At 68.4% G+C, this 14,873-nt stretch carries 16 protein-coding genes; 8 read left to right on the plus strand and 8 right to left on the minus strand.

Going from position 1 to position 14,873, the window contains the following annotated elements:
- Positions 1–423: a PPOX class F420-dependent oxidoreductase gene (locus tag ACZ7SW_RS27570; RefSeq protein WP_470233258.1), complete on the minus strand. Its 423-nt coding sequence runs from the start codon at positions 421–423 to the stop codon at positions 1–3.
- Positions 420–1,625, minus strand: coding sequence for an MFS transporter (locus ACZ7SW_RS27575; protein ID WP_470233259.1), 1,206 nt, complete (start codon positions 1,623–1,625; stop codon positions 420–422). Before ACZ7SW_RS27575 ends, ACZ7SW_RS27570 begins: the two co-directional genes overlap by 4 nt.
- 84 nt (positions 1,626–1,709) lie before the next feature.
- Here ACZ7SW_RS27575 and ACZ7SW_RS27580 point away from each other — a divergent pair, with 84 nt between their 5' ends.
- Positions 1,710–2,642: a LysR family transcriptional regulator gene (locus ACZ7SW_RS27580; RefSeq protein ID WP_470233260.1), complete on the plus strand. Its 933-nt coding sequence runs from the start codon at positions 1,710–1,712 to the stop codon at positions 2,640–2,642.
- Positions 2,643–2,696: 54 nt separating this feature from the next.
- Here the strand turns inward: ACZ7SW_RS27580 and ACZ7SW_RS27585 are convergent, their stop codons facing one another.
- The gene (locus ACZ7SW_RS27585; protein ID WP_470233261.1) at positions 2,697–3,122 is read right to left on the minus strand and encodes an Ohr family peroxiredoxin; all 426 of its coding nucleotides are present in this window, start codon (positions 3,120–3,122) and stop codon (positions 2,697–2,699) included.
- A gap of 285 nt (positions 3,123–3,407) precedes the next feature.
- Here ACZ7SW_RS27585 and ACZ7SW_RS27590 point away from each other — a divergent pair, with 285 nt between their 5' ends.
- Positions 3,408–3,977 (plus strand): CGNR zinc finger domain-containing protein, encoded by a 570-nt coding sequence (locus tag ACZ7SW_RS27590; protein WP_470233262.1) that lies wholly within the window; start codon positions 3,408–3,410, stop codon positions 3,975–3,977.
- A 13-nt stretch (positions 3,978–3,990) separates the two neighbouring features.
- Here ACZ7SW_RS27590 and ACZ7SW_RS27595 read toward each other — a convergent pair whose 3' ends face one another.
- Positions 3,991–4,821 carry a helix-turn-helix transcriptional regulator gene (locus tag ACZ7SW_RS27595; protein ID WP_470233263.1) on the minus strand — a complete coding sequence of 277 codons (831 nt, stop codon included), beginning with the start codon at positions 4,819–4,821 and terminating at the stop codon, positions 3,991–3,993.
- A gap of 119 nt (positions 4,822–4,940) precedes the next feature.
- Here ACZ7SW_RS27595 and ACZ7SW_RS27600 point away from each other — a divergent pair, with 119 nt between their 5' ends.
- The 3 genes from ACZ7SW_RS27600 (at position 4,941) to ACZ7SW_RS27610 (ending at position 8,450) form a co-directional block, all read left to right on the plus strand.
- Positions 4,941–6,005 carry an aldo/keto reductase gene (locus tag ACZ7SW_RS27600; protein WP_470233264.1) on the plus strand — a complete coding sequence of 355 codons (1,065 nt, stop codon included), beginning with the start codon at positions 4,941–4,943 and terminating at the stop codon, positions 6,003–6,005.
- Positions 6,006–6,570: 565 nt separating this feature from the next.
- Positions 6,571–7,089: a lytic polysaccharide monooxygenase auxiliary activity family 9 protein gene (locus tag ACZ7SW_RS27605; protein WP_470233265.1), complete on the plus strand. Its 519-nt coding sequence runs from the start codon at positions 6,571–6,573 to the stop codon at positions 7,087–7,089.
- Between the two features lie 134 nt (positions 7,090–7,223).
- Positions 7,224–8,450, plus strand: coding sequence for a glycoside hydrolase family 64 protein (locus ACZ7SW_RS27610; RefSeq protein WP_470233266.1), 1,227 nt, complete (start codon positions 7,224–7,226; stop codon positions 8,448–8,450).
- A gap of 40 nt (positions 8,451–8,490) precedes the next feature.
- Here the strand turns inward: ACZ7SW_RS27610 and ACZ7SW_RS27615 are convergent, their stop codons facing one another.
- The gene (locus tag ACZ7SW_RS27615; RefSeq protein ID WP_470233267.1) at positions 8,491–9,618 is read right to left on the minus strand and encodes a mandelate racemase/muconate lactonizing enzyme family protein; all 1,128 of its coding nucleotides are present in this window, start codon (positions 9,616–9,618) and stop codon (positions 8,491–8,493) included.
- Positions 9,615–10,250: a TetR/AcrR family transcriptional regulator gene (locus ACZ7SW_RS27620; RefSeq protein ID WP_470233268.1), complete on the minus strand. Its 636-nt coding sequence runs from the start codon at positions 10,248–10,250 to the stop codon at positions 9,615–9,617. The genes ACZ7SW_RS27615 and ACZ7SW_RS27620 overlap by 4 nt, the downstream gene beginning before the upstream one ends.
- Before the next feature lie 79 nt (positions 10,251–10,329).
- Here ACZ7SW_RS27620 and ACZ7SW_RS27625 point away from each other — a divergent pair, with 79 nt between their 5' ends.
- Positions 10,330–11,223 (plus strand): NAD(P)H-binding protein, encoded by an 894-nt coding sequence (locus tag ACZ7SW_RS27625; RefSeq protein WP_470233269.1) that lies wholly within the window; start codon positions 10,330–10,332, stop codon positions 11,221–11,223.
- A gap of 10 nt (positions 11,224–11,233) precedes the next feature.
- Here ACZ7SW_RS27625 and ACZ7SW_RS27630 read toward each other — a convergent pair whose 3' ends face one another.
- Positions 11,234–11,962 (minus strand): TetR/AcrR family transcriptional regulator C-terminal domain-containing protein, encoded by a 729-nt coding sequence (locus ACZ7SW_RS27630; RefSeq protein WP_470233270.1) that lies wholly within the window; start codon positions 11,960–11,962, stop codon positions 11,234–11,236.
- 83 nt (positions 11,963–12,045) lie between these two features.
- Between ACZ7SW_RS27630 and ACZ7SW_RS27635 the strand changes: the two genes are divergently transcribed.
- Entirely contained in the window at positions 12,046–12,885 is an 840-nt protein-coding gene (locus ACZ7SW_RS27635) for an alpha/beta fold hydrolase (protein WP_470233271.1), read from the plus strand.
- A gap of 154 nt (positions 12,886–13,039) precedes the next feature.
- Here ACZ7SW_RS27635 and ACZ7SW_RS27640 read toward each other — a convergent pair whose 3' ends face one another.
- On the minus strand, positions 13,040–13,777 hold the full coding sequence (locus ACZ7SW_RS27640) for a TetR family transcriptional regulator (RefSeq protein WP_470233272.1): 738 nt from the start codon (positions 13,775–13,777) through the stop codon (positions 13,040–13,042).
- A gap of 86 nt (positions 13,778–13,863) precedes the next feature.
- On the opposite strand from ACZ7SW_RS27640, the gene ACZ7SW_RS27645 reads away from it, so the two are divergent.
- Complete coding sequence (locus ACZ7SW_RS27645) at positions 13,864–14,319, plus strand: hypothetical protein (protein WP_470233273.1); 456 nt, start codon at positions 13,864–13,866, stop codon at positions 14,317–14,319.
- Positions 14,320–14,873 lie beyond the last annotated feature (554 nt).

Raw genomic sequence — 14,873 nt, forward strand, 5'->3', positions numbered from 1 at the left:
TCAGCCGAGACCAGATCGGGCGATGACGTTCGCGATCCTGATCCGCACCGAGGTGAATCCACTGTGGACGAATGATTCGGCGAGGTCCGCTGCGGACTGATCGGGGTAGTACCGGTCAGCGATCCCCACCGCGACACGCTTGATCTCGTCCGGCTCGGCGGAGATCCGTGCTTGTCCTTCTATCGTCACGAAACTGTAGGGCTGTCTCTCGTCACTGACACAGACCGCGACGAGCCCGTCCCGCGCCAGGCTTTTGCCTTTGACGCTCCCCGGCGACAAGGCGAAGGCGAGTTCGTCGCCGTCGAGGACGAAGCAGATCGGGGTGACATGGGGCCGTCCGTCGGCGCGGGTGACGGCGAGGTGGGCGAGCCTGGTTCCCTCGGCGAGGAAAGCGCGCCATTCGCTCTCGGTCATGGTTGTCATCGGACTGTTCCTTTCTCGGTTGACTGACGAAGGCTTCCAGCAACGGCTTGCTGGGCAAGGAAAAGCAGGAGACCGGCAGCGAAAGCCACCACGCCCAGCCAAGTCCGGCCAGCTTGCGCCAGCAACGCCGTGCCGATCATCGGGCCGAGTACCGCACCGAGGCTCCACGCGCTCGACGCGACACCCAGATACCCGCTGCGCAGATCGGGCGGTGCAAGGGCAGCGAACGTCGCGCCGAACTGAACCGCCAACCCGATCTGCCCGAGGCTGAGAATGAGGACCGCAAGGGCATAACCGGCAATGCTCGCTGTCACGGCGGCCAGACCGCCGCCAAGCCCCACCAGCAACATCGAGGCGGCGAGCACCGTCCCACGGTCGCGTTTCGCCAGGACGGCGACGGCCACCGGTTGAAGGACGACGATGGCGAACCCGTTGAGCGCGAGCACGGCACCGTAGGTGGCGGAGCTGAGCCGCTGCGCGGTCATCAGCAACGGCAAGGTCGCGAACGCCTGCATGAGCAACGTGAAGCAGCCGACATGGATCAGCGTCATGGTGATCATCAGACGATCGGCGAGCAACGCTGGCAGCAACGCGCGCTTCCGGCGGCTCCCGGCGGAACGCGTCTCTGGCACCGCGGCCGCCACGATCAACGCCGCGGCCAGCATCGCGACTGCGTTCAACCAGAACAACAGGCCGTATCCGCGGCTCGCCAGCACCCCGGAAACCGTTGCGGCGACGGCGTATCCGAGATTCGCCGCCCAGTAAAGAAGACTGTACGCCCGCACCCGTTGTTCCGGCGGCAGGTCCGCCACCGCCGCCGATCCCGCCGGGCGGAAGAGCCCGGCAGCAAGGCCGTAGCCGGCCGCGGTGGCCCAGATGACCGGCGTCGCCCCGGCGGATCCCAAGGCGGCCAACGCGATCGCCGTCCCGAGGAACCCGAGGAGCATCGTCTTCCGCCGCCCGATCCGGTCCCCGAGCCAGCCTCCGAGCAGCTGCGACCCGAAGTCGCCGAGGCCCACCGCCGCCACCACGGCACCCGCCGCCGTCGGGGTCATCCGCTGTTCCTGCGTCAGGTACAGCACCAGCATCGGCTGTACGAACGAGCCGCCCCGAGCGACGAGATGGCACGCACCGAGAGCCCACGCGAGGGACGGCAGCCCGCGCGCGGTGGTTCTCTCGGCGGGAATCGCTGTGACTGTCATGGCATCGACGCTAAGAGCGCCGAGAGATTAATAAAAGCGATTGTTTACGATCATATCCATCGTACTTTGCGATACATTGAGGCCATGGCCGACCTAGACCTGCGGCAGCTGACGACGATGGTCGCGATCGCCGAGGAGGGAACGTTCTCCCGGGCGGCGAACCGGCTGGGCTACACGCAGTCGAGCGTGAGCCAGCACATCGCGGCCCTGGAACGCGCCGTCGGCGGCGCGGTGTTCGACCGCCCGGGCGGTCCGCGCCCGGTGCGGATCACGCCCCTGGGCGCCGTAGTCCTCGAAAACGGCCGAGAGGTGCTGGCGAAAGCCGCTGCGCTGGGTCAGGCGGTAGACCGGTTCAAGGCCGGTGAAGGCAGGATCGACGTCGGCACCCTGCAAAGCGTCTCCCACGCCATCCTGCCCACCGTGTTGCGCCTGCTCCGGAAGGAGCACCCCCGCTGCGAAATCAGGCTTTCGGAACCGGACGAGCCCCAGCTCGGAGAACTCGACCTGTTGTTCTACGACGGACTGCTCAGCGACGACACGGAACACGTCCTGCTGCTGGAAGACCCCTACCTCGTAGTCGCGCCTCCCGGCGACCTGCCGTCCGGTCCGGTGTCCGCGCGAAAGCTGGACGGCAAGGCGATGGTGGCCTGGCCGGCGACCTGCGACCAGCCCAGATTGGAACAGTCCCTAGCGGACGCCGGCGCGCGGCCGCGCATCGTGTTCCGGTCCGCGGGCAGCGAAACGATGCTGTCGATGGTGCGCGCCGGAATGGGACTCGCCGTGCTGCCGTGGCTGGCGATCCACCAGGTCGTCTGCCGCGACTGCGGCGCGATCCACGGACCGGAGGGATGGCCGGATCTGCGGGTGCACGAACTCGACCCCGCCCCGGCGCGGGCGATCTACCTGCACTGGCCGCCCGGCCGAGGCGACCAGTCCCCGCTCGCGGCGCGCGCGATCGAGGTCGCTGTCGAAGTGGCCCGCGAGCTGGCACAGCAGGCCCCGACAGCCCGGCCTTGATCCGGAACCACCAGGTCGAGGGCGTTCCTTCGCACCCTCGACCGTCCGGCCCGATCAGGCCACCGTCGCGTCCACCGTGACCTCGATGCTCCCGCCGAGAGCCTTCGAATACGGGCACGTCTGGTGCGCAGCCGCGGCCAGCGCGTCGGCAGTCTCCTGATCGACCCCAGTCAGCTCCAGGTGCAGGGCGGCGCTGAGCCAGAAGTTCGCCTCGTCGTGACGCAGCGTCACATCCGCGACCACCGCCAGGTCCGCCAGCTTCACCTTCCGCTGCGCGGCAGCGATCCGGACCGCGCCCATGAAACACGACGACCAGCCAGCCGCCAGCAACTGCTCCGGGTTCGTCGCCCCGCCGTTGCCGCCCAGTTCCTTCGGGATGGCGAACTTCAGGTCGAGCGCACCGTCGGACGAAACCGCGCGTCCGCCGTTGCGTCCTTCGCCGGTGGTGGTGACGACGGCGGTGTAGGTGGTTTCAGACATGACTTTCCTTTCCAAGGGTTTTCAGAAGCCGCTGAGGGCGGTGCCGGTCAGCGCCGCCAGCGCGCCGAGAATTTCGCGGAACGCCTGGGTGATCGGGTCCATCGGACTTGGCCTTTCGGTAGGCGACCGGGGCGCTGTCCTCCGGTCTCGGCGACGAGAGAACCTTCGCACGCACATTCATCACCGGTCAAGACGGTTACGTATTTCTGTGACCCGCCACTCATAACCACTTAGACCGGTTGGAGTTCCTTGCGTCGCGATTCATCACCTGTCAGACTGGTGCGCATGGAGCACGCCTTCCCCTGCGGGAACCCGGCACTGGACTTCGTCGGCACGCTGCGGGCCCGCCGCAACGACGAGCCGGCCGAGATGCTGGGGTCGCCGCGCAGCCTGGACGCCTGGTTCCGGGAGTCGGGGGTGACCGGCGCCGACCCGGCGAGCACGGCCGCGGACCTGGCCGGGGCGATCGCGGTCCGGGAGGCGATCTACGCGCTGGTCGCGGCCCGGCTCGTCGGCCACGAGTACGACCCGGGGGCGTTGACGGTGGTCAACGAGGCGGCCGCGCAGCCGGACGCGGTCCCGCAGCTGACCCGGGCCGGACGGCAGGTCCGGGCGACGGCGGCGCAGGCGTTGTCGACCGTGGCGCGGGCCGCGGTGACGATCCTGGGCGGACCGGACGCGGATCTGCTGAAGGAATGCGGACGGCCGGAGTGCACCCAGGTGTACCTGGATCATTCGCGAGGGTCCCGGCGGGAATGGTGCGCGATGGCTACCTGCGGGAACAAGATGAAAGCAGCGGCTTATCGAGCACGGCAAAGGGGAAATCCGCCGTTGACCCCCTCTCGGCGATCCTGAACGAGGGCCGCCTTCAGCCGGCGAACAATCGGGTCAGCGCCGCGCGGCTGTCGTCGTCCGCCGCGCGGTAGAGCAGCACGCGCTGGTCCGGATTCTCCAGCGGGGCAAGCACTTCGAACCGCACTGTCAGCTCTCCGGCCTCGGGATGCCGCAGCACTTTGAGCCCCCGGCCGTTGATCGCGACGTCTCGTTCCGCCCACCACCGGGCGAATTCCTCGTCCTGGGCGAGGAATTCCGCGATCAGGTCGCTCAGCTCCGCATCGTCGGGATGCGTAGCCCAGGCTGCCCGCAGGTGCGCGATGCCTTGTCGCACAACAGTTTCCCGGTCGATGTAGAACGCCTGCAGTTCCGGATGACGCAAGCACAGCCACATCGCGTTGCGCTGAGCCGGCGGCAGCGTTTCGAAATCCACCAGCAGGCGCGTCAATTCGCGGTTCCACGCGAGGATGTCGTAGCGGTGGTTCAGCAGCATGGCCGGCAGCGGGGAAAGATCGGCGATCAGCTGCGCCAGCGGTTCCGCCGCGACGGCAGCGGGCTTGTCCGCTGAACGAGGTTGCTGCTGGGCCAACCCGTAGAGATAAGCGCGCTCGCCGGGACTCAGCCGCAACGCTCCGGCCAGCGCCTCCACGACCTCCGCCGACGGACGCAGCCCGCGCGCCTGCTCCAGCCGCACGATGTAGTCGATGCTCACGCCGGCCAGTTCGGCGACCTCTTCGCGGCGCAAGCCGGGCGTCCGCCGGGCCTGCCGGCGCGCGGGAAGGACGAACTCGTCCGGGTCGAGGCGTTCGCGGCGGGTCCGCAGGAACGCGGCCAGTTCCTGGGTCCGGTCAACAGCACGGGTCATCGACCTCGACTCTACCCGAAGGGTAGGACTCGCTTTCCCAGGCAATTCCTTCCCTTACCCCCGGCGCGAGACGGGAACAGGCTGGTCAGCGGCACTGGAGCACAAGCACAGGAGGACCCATGCCGCTCACTCTCGACACCTACCGGCTGCTCGGCCGTTCCGGGCTGCGGGTCTCGCCGCTGGCGCTCGGCACGGCGACCTTCGGCACCGAATGGGGCTGGGGCGTGGCCGAGGAGGGCGCGCGCCGGCTGTTCGACCGTTACGTCGAACGCGGCGGCAACTTCATCGACACCGCGCCGACCTACACCGACGGCACCGCCGAGCGCATGCTCGGCGAGTTCGCCCGCGGCAACCGCGAAAGCCTGGTCCTGGCGACGAAGTACACGACCCTGCGCCGCCCCGGCGACCCGAACTCCGGCGGCCCGCACCGCAAAAACCTCTTCGCGTCGGTGGAGGCCAGCCTTCGGCAGCTCGGCACGGACTACCTCGACCTGCTCTACCTGCACGTCTGGGACTTCACGACGCCGGTCGAGGAGATCCTGCGCGGCATGGACGACCTCGTCCGCCAGGGCAAAATCCTTTATGTCGCGATGTCCACCGCCCCCGCCTGGCAGATCTCGCGGATGCAGGCCATCGCCGACCTGCGCGGATGGTCGCCGCTGGTCGCGCTGCAGGTCGAGTACAACCTCGTCGAGCGCACCGGGGAACGCGACCTGCTCCCGATGGCCCGCGAGATGGGGCTGGGCGTGGTCCCCTTCTCCCCGCTGGCCGGCGGCGTCCTGACCGGCAAGTACACCCGCGCCGACCTGACCCCGGCCGACCCCTCCCCGGGCGAGAGCACGCGCAAGAGCTTCAATCTCGCCGTCGGCGCGGTCACCGAACGCAGCCTGGGCATCGCCGACGTCCTGACCGGCGTCGCCGGGGAAATCGGCTGCACGCCCGCACAGGCCGGGCTGGCCTGGACGCTGCTGAACCCCGCCGTGACCGCGCCGATCATCGGCGCCCGCACACCTGACCAGCTGGAAGACAATCTGGAGGCGTTGACCGTCGAGTTCACCGAGCCCCAGCTGGCCCGCCTCGCCGAGGCCAGCGCGATCCAGCTCGGCATGCCGCACGACGTGCTCGCCAGCGACCACCTCCGCACGGCGACCCGGGGCGACTTGACGATCGAAGACCGGCACTGACCGGCGGCGGCCCCTATCGCTCGCGAGAGACGGCAGGGGCTGCCCGCCCCGGGCTATTGCCGGCTGCGCGGAATGCCGCGACCGACAATACGAAACCACCCCCAGTCCGGGCGAACGCCCAACCGTCCATTTCAGCATTCCCGGCCGAATTCGTTCAACCCTCCGGAAGTCGGTGCTTTCGAAGACCGGGCAGAATCACTGCACCGGACCGCCCCGATCCGCGGCCTTCCGTGCGCCCACGCAGTTTCTCACTGTCCATTATAGACAGTCAAGAACACGCTGGGTGGCCGCGATCCGCGCGCACGCCACCCGTCCGGCGCAATCCCGGGAAAACCCGCCCGGCAAGCACCACAAGAGACAGTGGTCTTGCTTGACAACGTTGACGGATAACCGGCACTCCGCCTTTCTTTGCCAGCTGTTGACCTTTCCCGCGCCCCGGGCGTATGGTCTAGACCAAGAAGCCCACCCCTTCGCTCGATCCCTCCGCGGGCCGGCTCCCGGAAAGCCGGTGCGTCGCTTTGTCGTACCCGCACAAGGAAACGAGCATTCCCCGAAGGAGCTGTCCATGAAAGCGAACCGGAAACTCGTCGCCGCCGCGGTCGGCACGGCGATCGCCCCGGTGCTCGTGCTGCTCAGCCCGGCAGGCATCGCCAGTGCGCACGGGTACGTCAACGCGCCGGCGAGCCGGCAGGCCCAGTGCGCGCAGGGAGTCGTGTCCTGCGGCCAGATCAAGTACGAACCGCAGAGCGTCGAAGGGCCGAAGGGGCTGCACAGCTGCAGCGGCGGCAACGCCCAGTTCGCCGAACTGAACGACAACAACAAGGGATGGAAGGCTTCGCCGGTCGGTTCCTCGGTGGCCTTCACCTGGAAGTTCACCGCCCGGCACCGCACCTCCACGTACGAGTACTGGATCGGCAACGACAAGATCGCCACGGTGGACGGCGGCGGCCAGCAGCCCCCGGCGACAGTCACCCACAACGTGAACCTCAAGGGGCACACCGGAAGGCAGACGGTGCTCGCCGTCTGGAACATCGCGGACACCGCGAACGCCTTCTACGCCTGCATCGACCTGCAGGTCAGCTGACCCGGACGGTCCACAACAGACACTGAGGCGCGGGCCGTGGCGGCGGCCCGTGCCTCAGTGCGCGTCCTCGGCTTTTTCCGGGAATGACAAAACCGGCCAATATCCCCCGCATTCGTTGACCCCGTCTCCCGGCCGTGACTAGCGTGCCGGTCACCGGAAAAGGGCACGACTCCAGGAGGCGGTTTTCCTTGATTTCCCGGCGGGCATTCCTCGGCGCATCCGCGGCAGCCGCGACATTTCCACTCTGGAACGCCGCGTTCGCCTCCGCGACCACCCCCGACACCGCGAAGGTCGCGTTCAACGACCAATCCGGCGCCGGCCAGGCGTACGCGTATATCACCGGCACGACGCTGGACAACCGGCTCGTCATCCTGAAAGCCGATGGCACGCCTTATTACCCGCCCTCCCCGGGCAGCGACCACACCCCGCTCGGCGAGGACTGCGCGATCCCGCTGAAATCGCTTTCCCAGGTCACCGTCCCGAAAATGTACGCGGCCCGGATCTATGTCGTCCTGGACGGCAAACTGGACTTTTTCGTCAATCAGGGCCCGGCGCTCGTGCATCCGAGTTTCCTCGCCGCCGACGACCCGAATTACGGCCGGAACTGGTCGTTCTGCGAATTCACCTTCAACAACGACGTGCTGTTCGCCAACATCAGCTACGTCGACTTCGTCGCGATCCCGATCGGCCTGCACCTGACCACGACCGGCTCCGGCGAGCAGACCGTGCCCGGGCTCCCGGCCCGCTCCCTCGACCCGATCTGCGACGCGCTCAACGCCCAGGGCGGCAAATGGGGCACGCTCATCGAGACCGGAGGCGACGGCAAACCGCTGCGCGCCCTGTCCGCGCATTACCGCGCCGACCAATTCGGCGGCTATCTCGACGGCTACATCGACGAGGTGTGGAAGAAATACGCCAGCGAGACGCTCACCGTCGACACCCAGGTCCCCGGTCTCGGCGCGTTCACCGGCCAGGTCGGCGCGGACGGCGTGCTCGCCTTCAACAACGGCGAACGCTTCGACAAGCCCGCGACGCCGGACGTGTGGAGCTGCGACAGCGGCCCGTTCGCCATCAAACAAGGCGACAGCGACGCCCGCAAGGCGATCATCCCCCGGCTAGCGGCGGCGTTGAACCGCACCACCCTGCGCGACAATCCGAAACAGCCGACCGGCGAAGACCCCGCGAAGTTCTACCAGAACCCGGAAACCAACCACTACGCGCGGATCGTGCACAGCAAACTCCCGGACAACCGGGGCTACGCGTTCCCGTACGACGACGTCTCCCCCGGTCCCGATTTCAGTGGCGCAGTCCAGGCGGGCGATCCGGACACACTCACGATCACGGTAAACGCCTTGCGCTGAGCGGCAAAGGTGCCGCGGTCCTCCGAGGACCGCGGCACCCTCACCCGGTGAGATCGCCTTCCCGCTCGTTCTTCGCCGCATAGAAAGCCAGCTTCTCTTCATCTACTTCCACGCCAAGCCCCGGCCCGGTCGGCACCTGCAACCGTCCGCCGGAAAGCCGCAGTGGTGCCACAATGTCGTCAGCGTGCAGGTAATACATGCTGTCGATCGCCCGCGACAGCACCGGAGTGCTGGCCACCACCGCCAGATGCGCGGCAGTGGCGATACCGAGTTCGCCGCCGCTGTGCAGATTCATCCCGAGCCCGAACGTCTCGCAATGCGCGGCGAGCGCCTTGGTCGCCGCGATGCCGCCCCATTTGTAGACGTCGCCGTGGATCACGTCGACCGCACCGAGCCGCACCGCCGGCGCGAACTCCTCGAACCGGACGACGCACATGTTGGTGCACAACGGAATCCGCACCTTCGCTCGCACCTGGCTCATCCCCTCGATCCCCCCGCACGGGTCCTCGAGATACTCCAGGTCCAGCTCCTCCAACGCGATCCCGGCGCGAATCGAATCGGGCACCGACCACGCGGCATTGGGGTCGACCCGCAACTCTGCCTCCGGCAGCGCGCCGCGCAGCGCCCGCATGATCCGGACATCGCCGCGAACGTCCCGGGTGCCTTTCAGTTTCACCGCCGAGAATCCGTCCTCGGCGACCACTCTCGCCGCGTGTTCGGCCAGCCCCTGCTCGAGTTCCGAGCCTTCGGCACCGGGCGCGTCCGCGCGCGTGATCAACGCGGTGATCGGCACCTCGGTCCGCACCGCCCCGCCGAGCAGATCGGTCACGGACTGCCCGGTGACCCGCCCGATCAGGTCCCAGCACGCGACGTCCAGCCCGGCCAGCGCCGCATAACCCAGATAGCCGTGGAAAAACGGCACCATGTGCTGCCGGCGGTGGAACGCTTCGAGCGCGAACGGGCTCGTCCCGATCATTTCCGCGCCCAGTTTCCGGGTCAGCTCCGCGACCGGACGGCCCCGCATCGTCTCGCCCCAGCCCTCGGCGCCGGTGTCCGTGCGCAGCCGCACCACCGTGCGGGTTTCGCCGGTCTTGGTCTCGAACGAACTGGTGAACGGATTCGTCAGCGGCAGATTCACCACCCAGACGTCGACCGCGGCGATCTTCATGCGCGTGGCCCCAGCGCCGCCGACACGATCCGCCGGATCGGTTCCAGCTCAACGTTTTCCACCGCCGCCTCGGCCCTGGGCATTTCCTCGATCGCCGGCTCGGCCTTCAGCAACACCCGGAACACCCGCGGCAGCACCGTCCGGCCGACCAGATCCTCCGCGAGCGCCGCCGCGTCCGGAGTGTCCATTTTGTACTGCGCAGCGAGGTACTCGGCGAGCCTCGCGTACATCACCGCGAACATCGAGTCGTAATACGCCTTCGCGCTGTCCGGCAGCCGCTCGGCAGCCGAGATGCAGAGCCGGCACGTCCGCGCCTGCGGCTCCCAGGTCAGCAACTGCTGGAACCTGCCGCAGAACAGAGCGACCGCCTCGACCGGGTCGGCCGCGTAGGCGTCCGGCGTCATCAGCTTGCCGAGATACAGCTCGCGGACCAGGTCGAGGACCGCGAGGAACAGCTTGTCCTTGCTCTCGAAGTGCGCGTACAGCGACCGCTTCGACGTTCCCGCGCCGGCCGCGACCGCGTCCATCGACGCGCGCTCGAACCCGGTCTCGAGGAACACGTTCTTCGCCGCCAGCAGGATGTGCCTGCGCAACTCCGCACCCCGCAGCTGCGAACCGCCTTCACGCGCCATCTTGCCTCCGCCAAAAGTAAACGGTACGGTGGAGTTTACTTCCTCCTCCACCTCTTCGACAGTGTCCTGGAGTGCCCGCATGATCGTCGTCACCGCCCCCACCGGGAACATCGGCAGCCGCGTTCTCGCCGACATCGCCGACGGTTCGCGCCCCGTCCGCGCGATCGTCCGCGATCCCGCGAAACTGCCCGCTGACCTGCGTGAACGAATCGAAGTCCACCAGGGTTCGCACAGCGATCCCGAGGTGCTCGCCCGCGCCTTCGACGGTGCGGACACGGTGTTCTGGCTCGTCCCGCCCGACCGGCGAGCCGCCAGCGCCGACGAGGCCTACTCCGGCTTCGCCCGCCCCGCGATCGAAGCGATCCACACCCACGGCGTCCGCCGGGTCGTCTCGGTCAGCGCACTCGGCCGTGGAACCGCCTTCGCCGAACGGGCCGGGCACGTCACCGCCACCCTGGCGATGGACGACCTCATCGCCGACACCGGCGTCGCCTTCCGCGCGCTGGCGAATCCGACCTTTATGGACAACCTGCTGCGCCAAACCGCGGTGCTCAAAAAGCAAGGCACGTTCTACGACATCTTGCCGCCGGACTACGCCGCGCCGACCGCGTGCACCCGCGACATCGCCGCGGTCGCGTCGCGGCTGCTGCTCGATCCTTTGTGGACCGGCAGGGAAGAAGTCCCGATCCTCGGCCCGGAAGACCTGTCGCCGGACCAGCAGGCCGCCATCATCAGCGACGTGCTGGGGATTTCGGTCAAGTACCAGCAAATCCCGGTCTCCGCACTGGGCGCGCAGGTCCTCGCGAACGGTACTTCCGATGCGATGGCACAGTCCATGATGGACATGGCGACCGCGAAGCTGAACCATCTGGACGAGGGCGTCGTCCGCACCCCGCAGCACGCGGTGGAGACTCCGACGACTTTCCGGCAGTGGTGCGAAGAAGTCCTCGAGCCCGCGGTGGCCAAGGCCTGATCCGGTCCGCCTACCGGCCGCTGCGGGCCAGCCCGGTCAGGATGTGGTCGAGCCCGCGGCGGAAGGTCCGTTCGTAGCGATCGTCGGCGTGCGGCGTTTCCGCTTCGACCATGATCCGGCTCAGATGCGGATAGTTTCCGCTGCCGATGATCGATTCCCCGTATTGCGCCTGCACCGCCAACCACGTCGGCATGTCCACTCCGGACCGGCGCGCCGTTTCCCGTTCGGCCAGCTCGTCGACGACGTGGCCGCGGACAAAGGTGAGCACCGTGCCCACCTGAGCCAAGACCTCGTCCGCGGACAAGCCCAGGACGTCCACCGTCGCGTACGCCGCGTCCAGCCAGGCCAGGCTGTTCGGCCCCAGCACCGGACGGGTCGCGGGCAACGCGGCCAGCCACGGGTGCCGCAGCACCAGGGCGCGGTACTCGCTGGCGACGGTCCGCAGGTCCGCCTGCCAGTCCCCGGTCGGCGACGGTGGCTCGCGTTCCCCGAAGGCGGCATCGGCCATCAAGTCGAACAGCTCGTCCTTCGTGGCGATGTAGCGGTACAACGTGGTCGTGCCGGTGCCCATCTCGCCGGCGACCCGGCGCAGGGACACCGCTTCGAGGCTTTCCGCGTCCGCGACCCGGATCGCCGCGGCCGCCAGGCCGGCTCGGCTGTGGGCGGGCCGCGGCCCCCGGGCGCCGCGTTCCGGCCGCAGCCAGATCGGCGGGCGCACGTCGTCCGCTTCGTCAACCATGGCCCGCATTATTGCGAACGCTGTACGTGGTTAGCTAGAGTGGTCTTTATGCGAACACTGTGCCCGGGTAATCGGGAAGACCGATGAGCGAGTACCGCACCGGGTCGGTCGTCTCGGCCGACGGGACCGTCCTCGGATATCGCCAGCTGGGCAAGGGTCCGGCGGTGCTGCTCATGCACGGAGGCATGCAGGCTGCGCAGCATCTGATGAAGCTGGCGGACGCACTGTCGAACGAATTCACCGTCTGCGTGCCGGACCGGCGCGGCCGAGGGCTCAGCGGACCGCACGGTGCCGATTACGGGATCGCGCGGGAAACAGAAGACCTGCGCGCGCTGGTCGAGAAAACCGGCGCGGCACAGGTTTTCGGTCTCAGCTCAGGGGCACTGATCACCTTGCGAAGCGCACTTTCCATCCCCGAGATCAGCGCGGTCGCCCTGTACGAACCACCGCTGTCGGTCAACGGCTCAGTGCCGCTGGATTGGGTGCCGCGCTTCGAGCGGGAGGTCGCCCGCGGGCGGCTCGCTTCCGCACTGGTCACGGCATTGAAGGGATTGGCCGTCGAACCGGCGCTCGACCGGATCCCGCGATTCGCGCTCGTGCCGCTGATGGCGGTCGGCGCACGGCTGCAGCACAGCGGGTCTGATGTGCCGATCCCGGCACTAGTCCCGACCCAGCGCTTCGACGTCCAGCTAGTCGAGGAATTGGCCGGCACCGCACGGGATTACGCGAACCTCCGCGCGCGAGTTCTGTTTCTGGGCGGCACCAAAAGCCCGGCATTCCTCCGGACCGCACTGGACGAACTGTCCGCCACGATCCCGCACGCACAACGAATCACGTTCTCCGGCCTGGGACATTCAGGCCCGGACGACGACGGCGATCCCGGCCGAGTCGCCGAAGCCCTGCGCGCTTTCTTCACAGCCTGACCCCCGCACTGCGGCCCACCTGCTTCACACCCCGGCCCGCACTGCGGCCCACCTGCTTCACATCCTGACCTGCACTGCGGCCCCACCTGCCATCCACCCCTCGCCGGGACCGCAATGGCACTCAGTGCACTTCCCTAGCCGCCCGGCAAGCACCTCATCCGGACCCGGCCTCGCGCAACGCGGCCCCGATCCGGGTCACCACCTCGTGCAACGGCGTCGCAGTGCTGAGCACCGCCACTACCGTGCCCGGCTCCGCCTCGCCCGGCGGCTTCCCGCCGGAGGTCCGGAACGCGTCCGCGACCAGAGTGAACGCCTCCGTCGCCGCAGCCTCGATGTCGTCGCGCCCGCCACTGCGCAGCCAGCGCCGCAAGACGTGGTTGTTGGCCGCCGCGATCGCCGCCGCGGCCACCGCGGCGCGGAGAGTCGCAGCCTCGTCGCCGGCGGCGGCGAAGCGGTCCTGGAGGTAGCGGGCGAGGACACGCTGATAACGGTCGACCGTCGCGACTTCCTTGTCCCGCAACGACGGCACCGTGCGAGTGAGGGTGAACCGCTTGAGCGAGACGTCCAGTTCCGCAGCATAAGATTCCAGCACGAGCGACACCGCCGCGGTGGCCACCTCGATCGGGTCGCGCGCCGGGTCGGCGGTCTCGAAGACCTGCTGCATCTCGGCGACGATCTCGTCGTGATTGGCGAAGAGGACGTCGTCCTTGCTGTCGAAGTACCGGAAAAACGTCCGCCGCCCGACCCCGGCGGCCGCCGCGATGTCGTCGATGGTCGTCGCCTCGTACCCGTTGGCGGCGAACAGATCGACGGCCGCCGTCGCCAGCGCCCGACGCAACTGCCGCCGCCCGGCCGGCGTGGCCCCGACCCGGGTGCGCGGCGTCTCCGTCATCCCCGAACGGTAGCAGCCCGGGTTGCTAGTGGCACTGAGTGCCGTTAGCATGGTCGCGCACCCCATGCGAGCGGAAGGCGTCGACGATGACTCTCGACCAGCAACTGCGGCCCGACCACCACACCGGCCCAGACCCAGCGGACGCGTATTACGGCGGGGTGTTCGGCTGGTCCGTCCGACGGCAGGGAGCGCGCCTGTTCCTGGCCTTGGAAAACGGTTTGTGCGCGGTCACCCTGCCGAAACTCACCTCAGGCCCGGTGCGAGCCCACCTGTCCGCCCTGGGCTGCGAGGGCCCGTCCCTGATCCTCCCCACCCAACACGGCCCCCGCCTGGCAATCCTCGCCGAAACCGACGGCGAACTCCTCCTGCGAGGCACCCTGCCAGCGGACGTAACCGTCCTGGACAGCGGCGCACTCCTCCCCCTGCCGATCGGACAGCAGGCACCCGGAACCGGCCCGGAATGGCTGACCGCGCCGGACCCGAGGCACCGCTGGCTGCCGAGCGTGAGCGCAGTACTGGCCGGAGTGCGCCAGCGCCCCTGATCCGCAGTCCCTCGCATAGGCTGTGACCGCTGCGCAGTCTTTTCACGCCCGCCGGACCACTCCCGTGACGCCTTCCACGGACACCATTTCCACGAGGCGACTCCACAGGAACTAGCTCCGCGAGGCTCCCCTTCCCGGACCCGCACCTTCGCATGGGTGCGCTTTTTCGCAGCAGCAATTCGGTGCCGCCGTGAGGGACCCCTTCACGGACTTGGATTCCCTCAAGGGCCCCCTCACGGACCTAGATTCCCTCAAGGGGTCCCTCACGGACTCGGATTCCCTCAGGGTGCCCTTCACAGCCCACCCCACCGCCCGATGCCCCCAATGCGGCATCGGGCCGCTAACCATGAGCCGCGAACCCCACGCAACCAACACCCAAAACCCCGCGCCCGCACCTCAAACCCCGCGCCCGCCCCCGAACCCGCCACCAACGCACCCACCGAACCATGCACCCACACCACCCCCGCACCCCGATACGAAGCCAAAAACACGGCGCGGGGGTGCTTGTCAAGACATCTCTCCCATCCCGACCAACCCCCCCCCTCCTACCTCCC

Source organism: Amycolatopsis sp. NPDC114484 (assembly GCF_055633755.1).

Coding starts and splice junctions, on each gene's coding strand:
- ACZ7SW_RS27570 (WP_470233258.1), bottom strand. CDS start 423: ATGACAACCATGACCGAGAGCGAATGGCGCGCTTTCCTCGCCGAGGGA.
- ACZ7SW_RS27575 (WP_470233259.1), bottom strand. CDS start 1,625: ATGACAGTCACAGCGATTCCCGCCGAGAGAACCACCGCGCGCGGGCTG.
- ACZ7SW_RS27580 (WP_470233260.1), top strand. CDS start 1,710: ATGGCCGACCTAGACCTGCGGCAGCTGACGACGATGGTCGCGATCGCC.
- ACZ7SW_RS27585 (WP_470233261.1), bottom strand. CDS start 3,122: ATGTCTGAAACCACCTACACCGCCGTCGTCACCACCACCGGCGAAGGA.
- ACZ7SW_RS27590 (WP_470233262.1), top strand. CDS start 3,408: ATGGAGCACGCCTTCCCCTGCGGGAACCCGGCACTGGACTTCGTCGGC.
- ACZ7SW_RS27595 (WP_470233263.1), bottom strand. CDS start 4,821: ATGACCCGTGCTGTTGACCGGACCCAGGAACTGGCCGCGTTCCTGCGG.
- ACZ7SW_RS27600 (WP_470233264.1), top strand. CDS start 4,941: ATGCCGCTCACTCTCGACACCTACCGGCTGCTCGGCCGTTCCGGGCTG.
- ACZ7SW_RS27605 (WP_470233265.1), top strand. CDS start 6,571: ATGAAAGCGAACCGGAAACTCGTCGCCGCCGCGGTCGGCACGGCGATC.
- ACZ7SW_RS27615 (WP_470233267.1), bottom strand. CDS start 9,618: ATGAAGATCGCCGCGGTCGACGTCTGGGTGGTGAATCTGCCGCTGACG.
- ACZ7SW_RS27620 (WP_470233268.1), bottom strand. CDS start 10,250: ATGGCGCGTGAAGGCGGTTCGCAGCTGCGGGGTGCGGAGTTGCGCAGG.
- ACZ7SW_RS27625 (WP_470233269.1), top strand. CDS start 10,330: ATGATCGTCGTCACCGCCCCCACCGGGAACATCGGCAGCCGCGTTCTC.
- ACZ7SW_RS27630 (WP_470233270.1), bottom strand. CDS start 11,962: ATGGTTGACGAAGCGGACGACGTGCGCCCGCCGATCTGGCTGCGGCCG.
- ACZ7SW_RS27635 (WP_470233271.1), top strand. CDS start 12,046: ATGAGCGAGTACCGCACCGGGTCGGTCGTCTCGGCCGACGGGACCGTC.
- ACZ7SW_RS27640 (WP_470233272.1), bottom strand. CDS start 13,777: ATGACGGAGACGCCGCGCACCCGGGTCGGGGCCACGCCGGCCGGGCGG.
- ACZ7SW_RS27645 (WP_470233273.1), top strand. CDS start 13,864: ATGACTCTCGACCAGCAACTGCGGCCCGACCACCACACCGGCCCAGAC.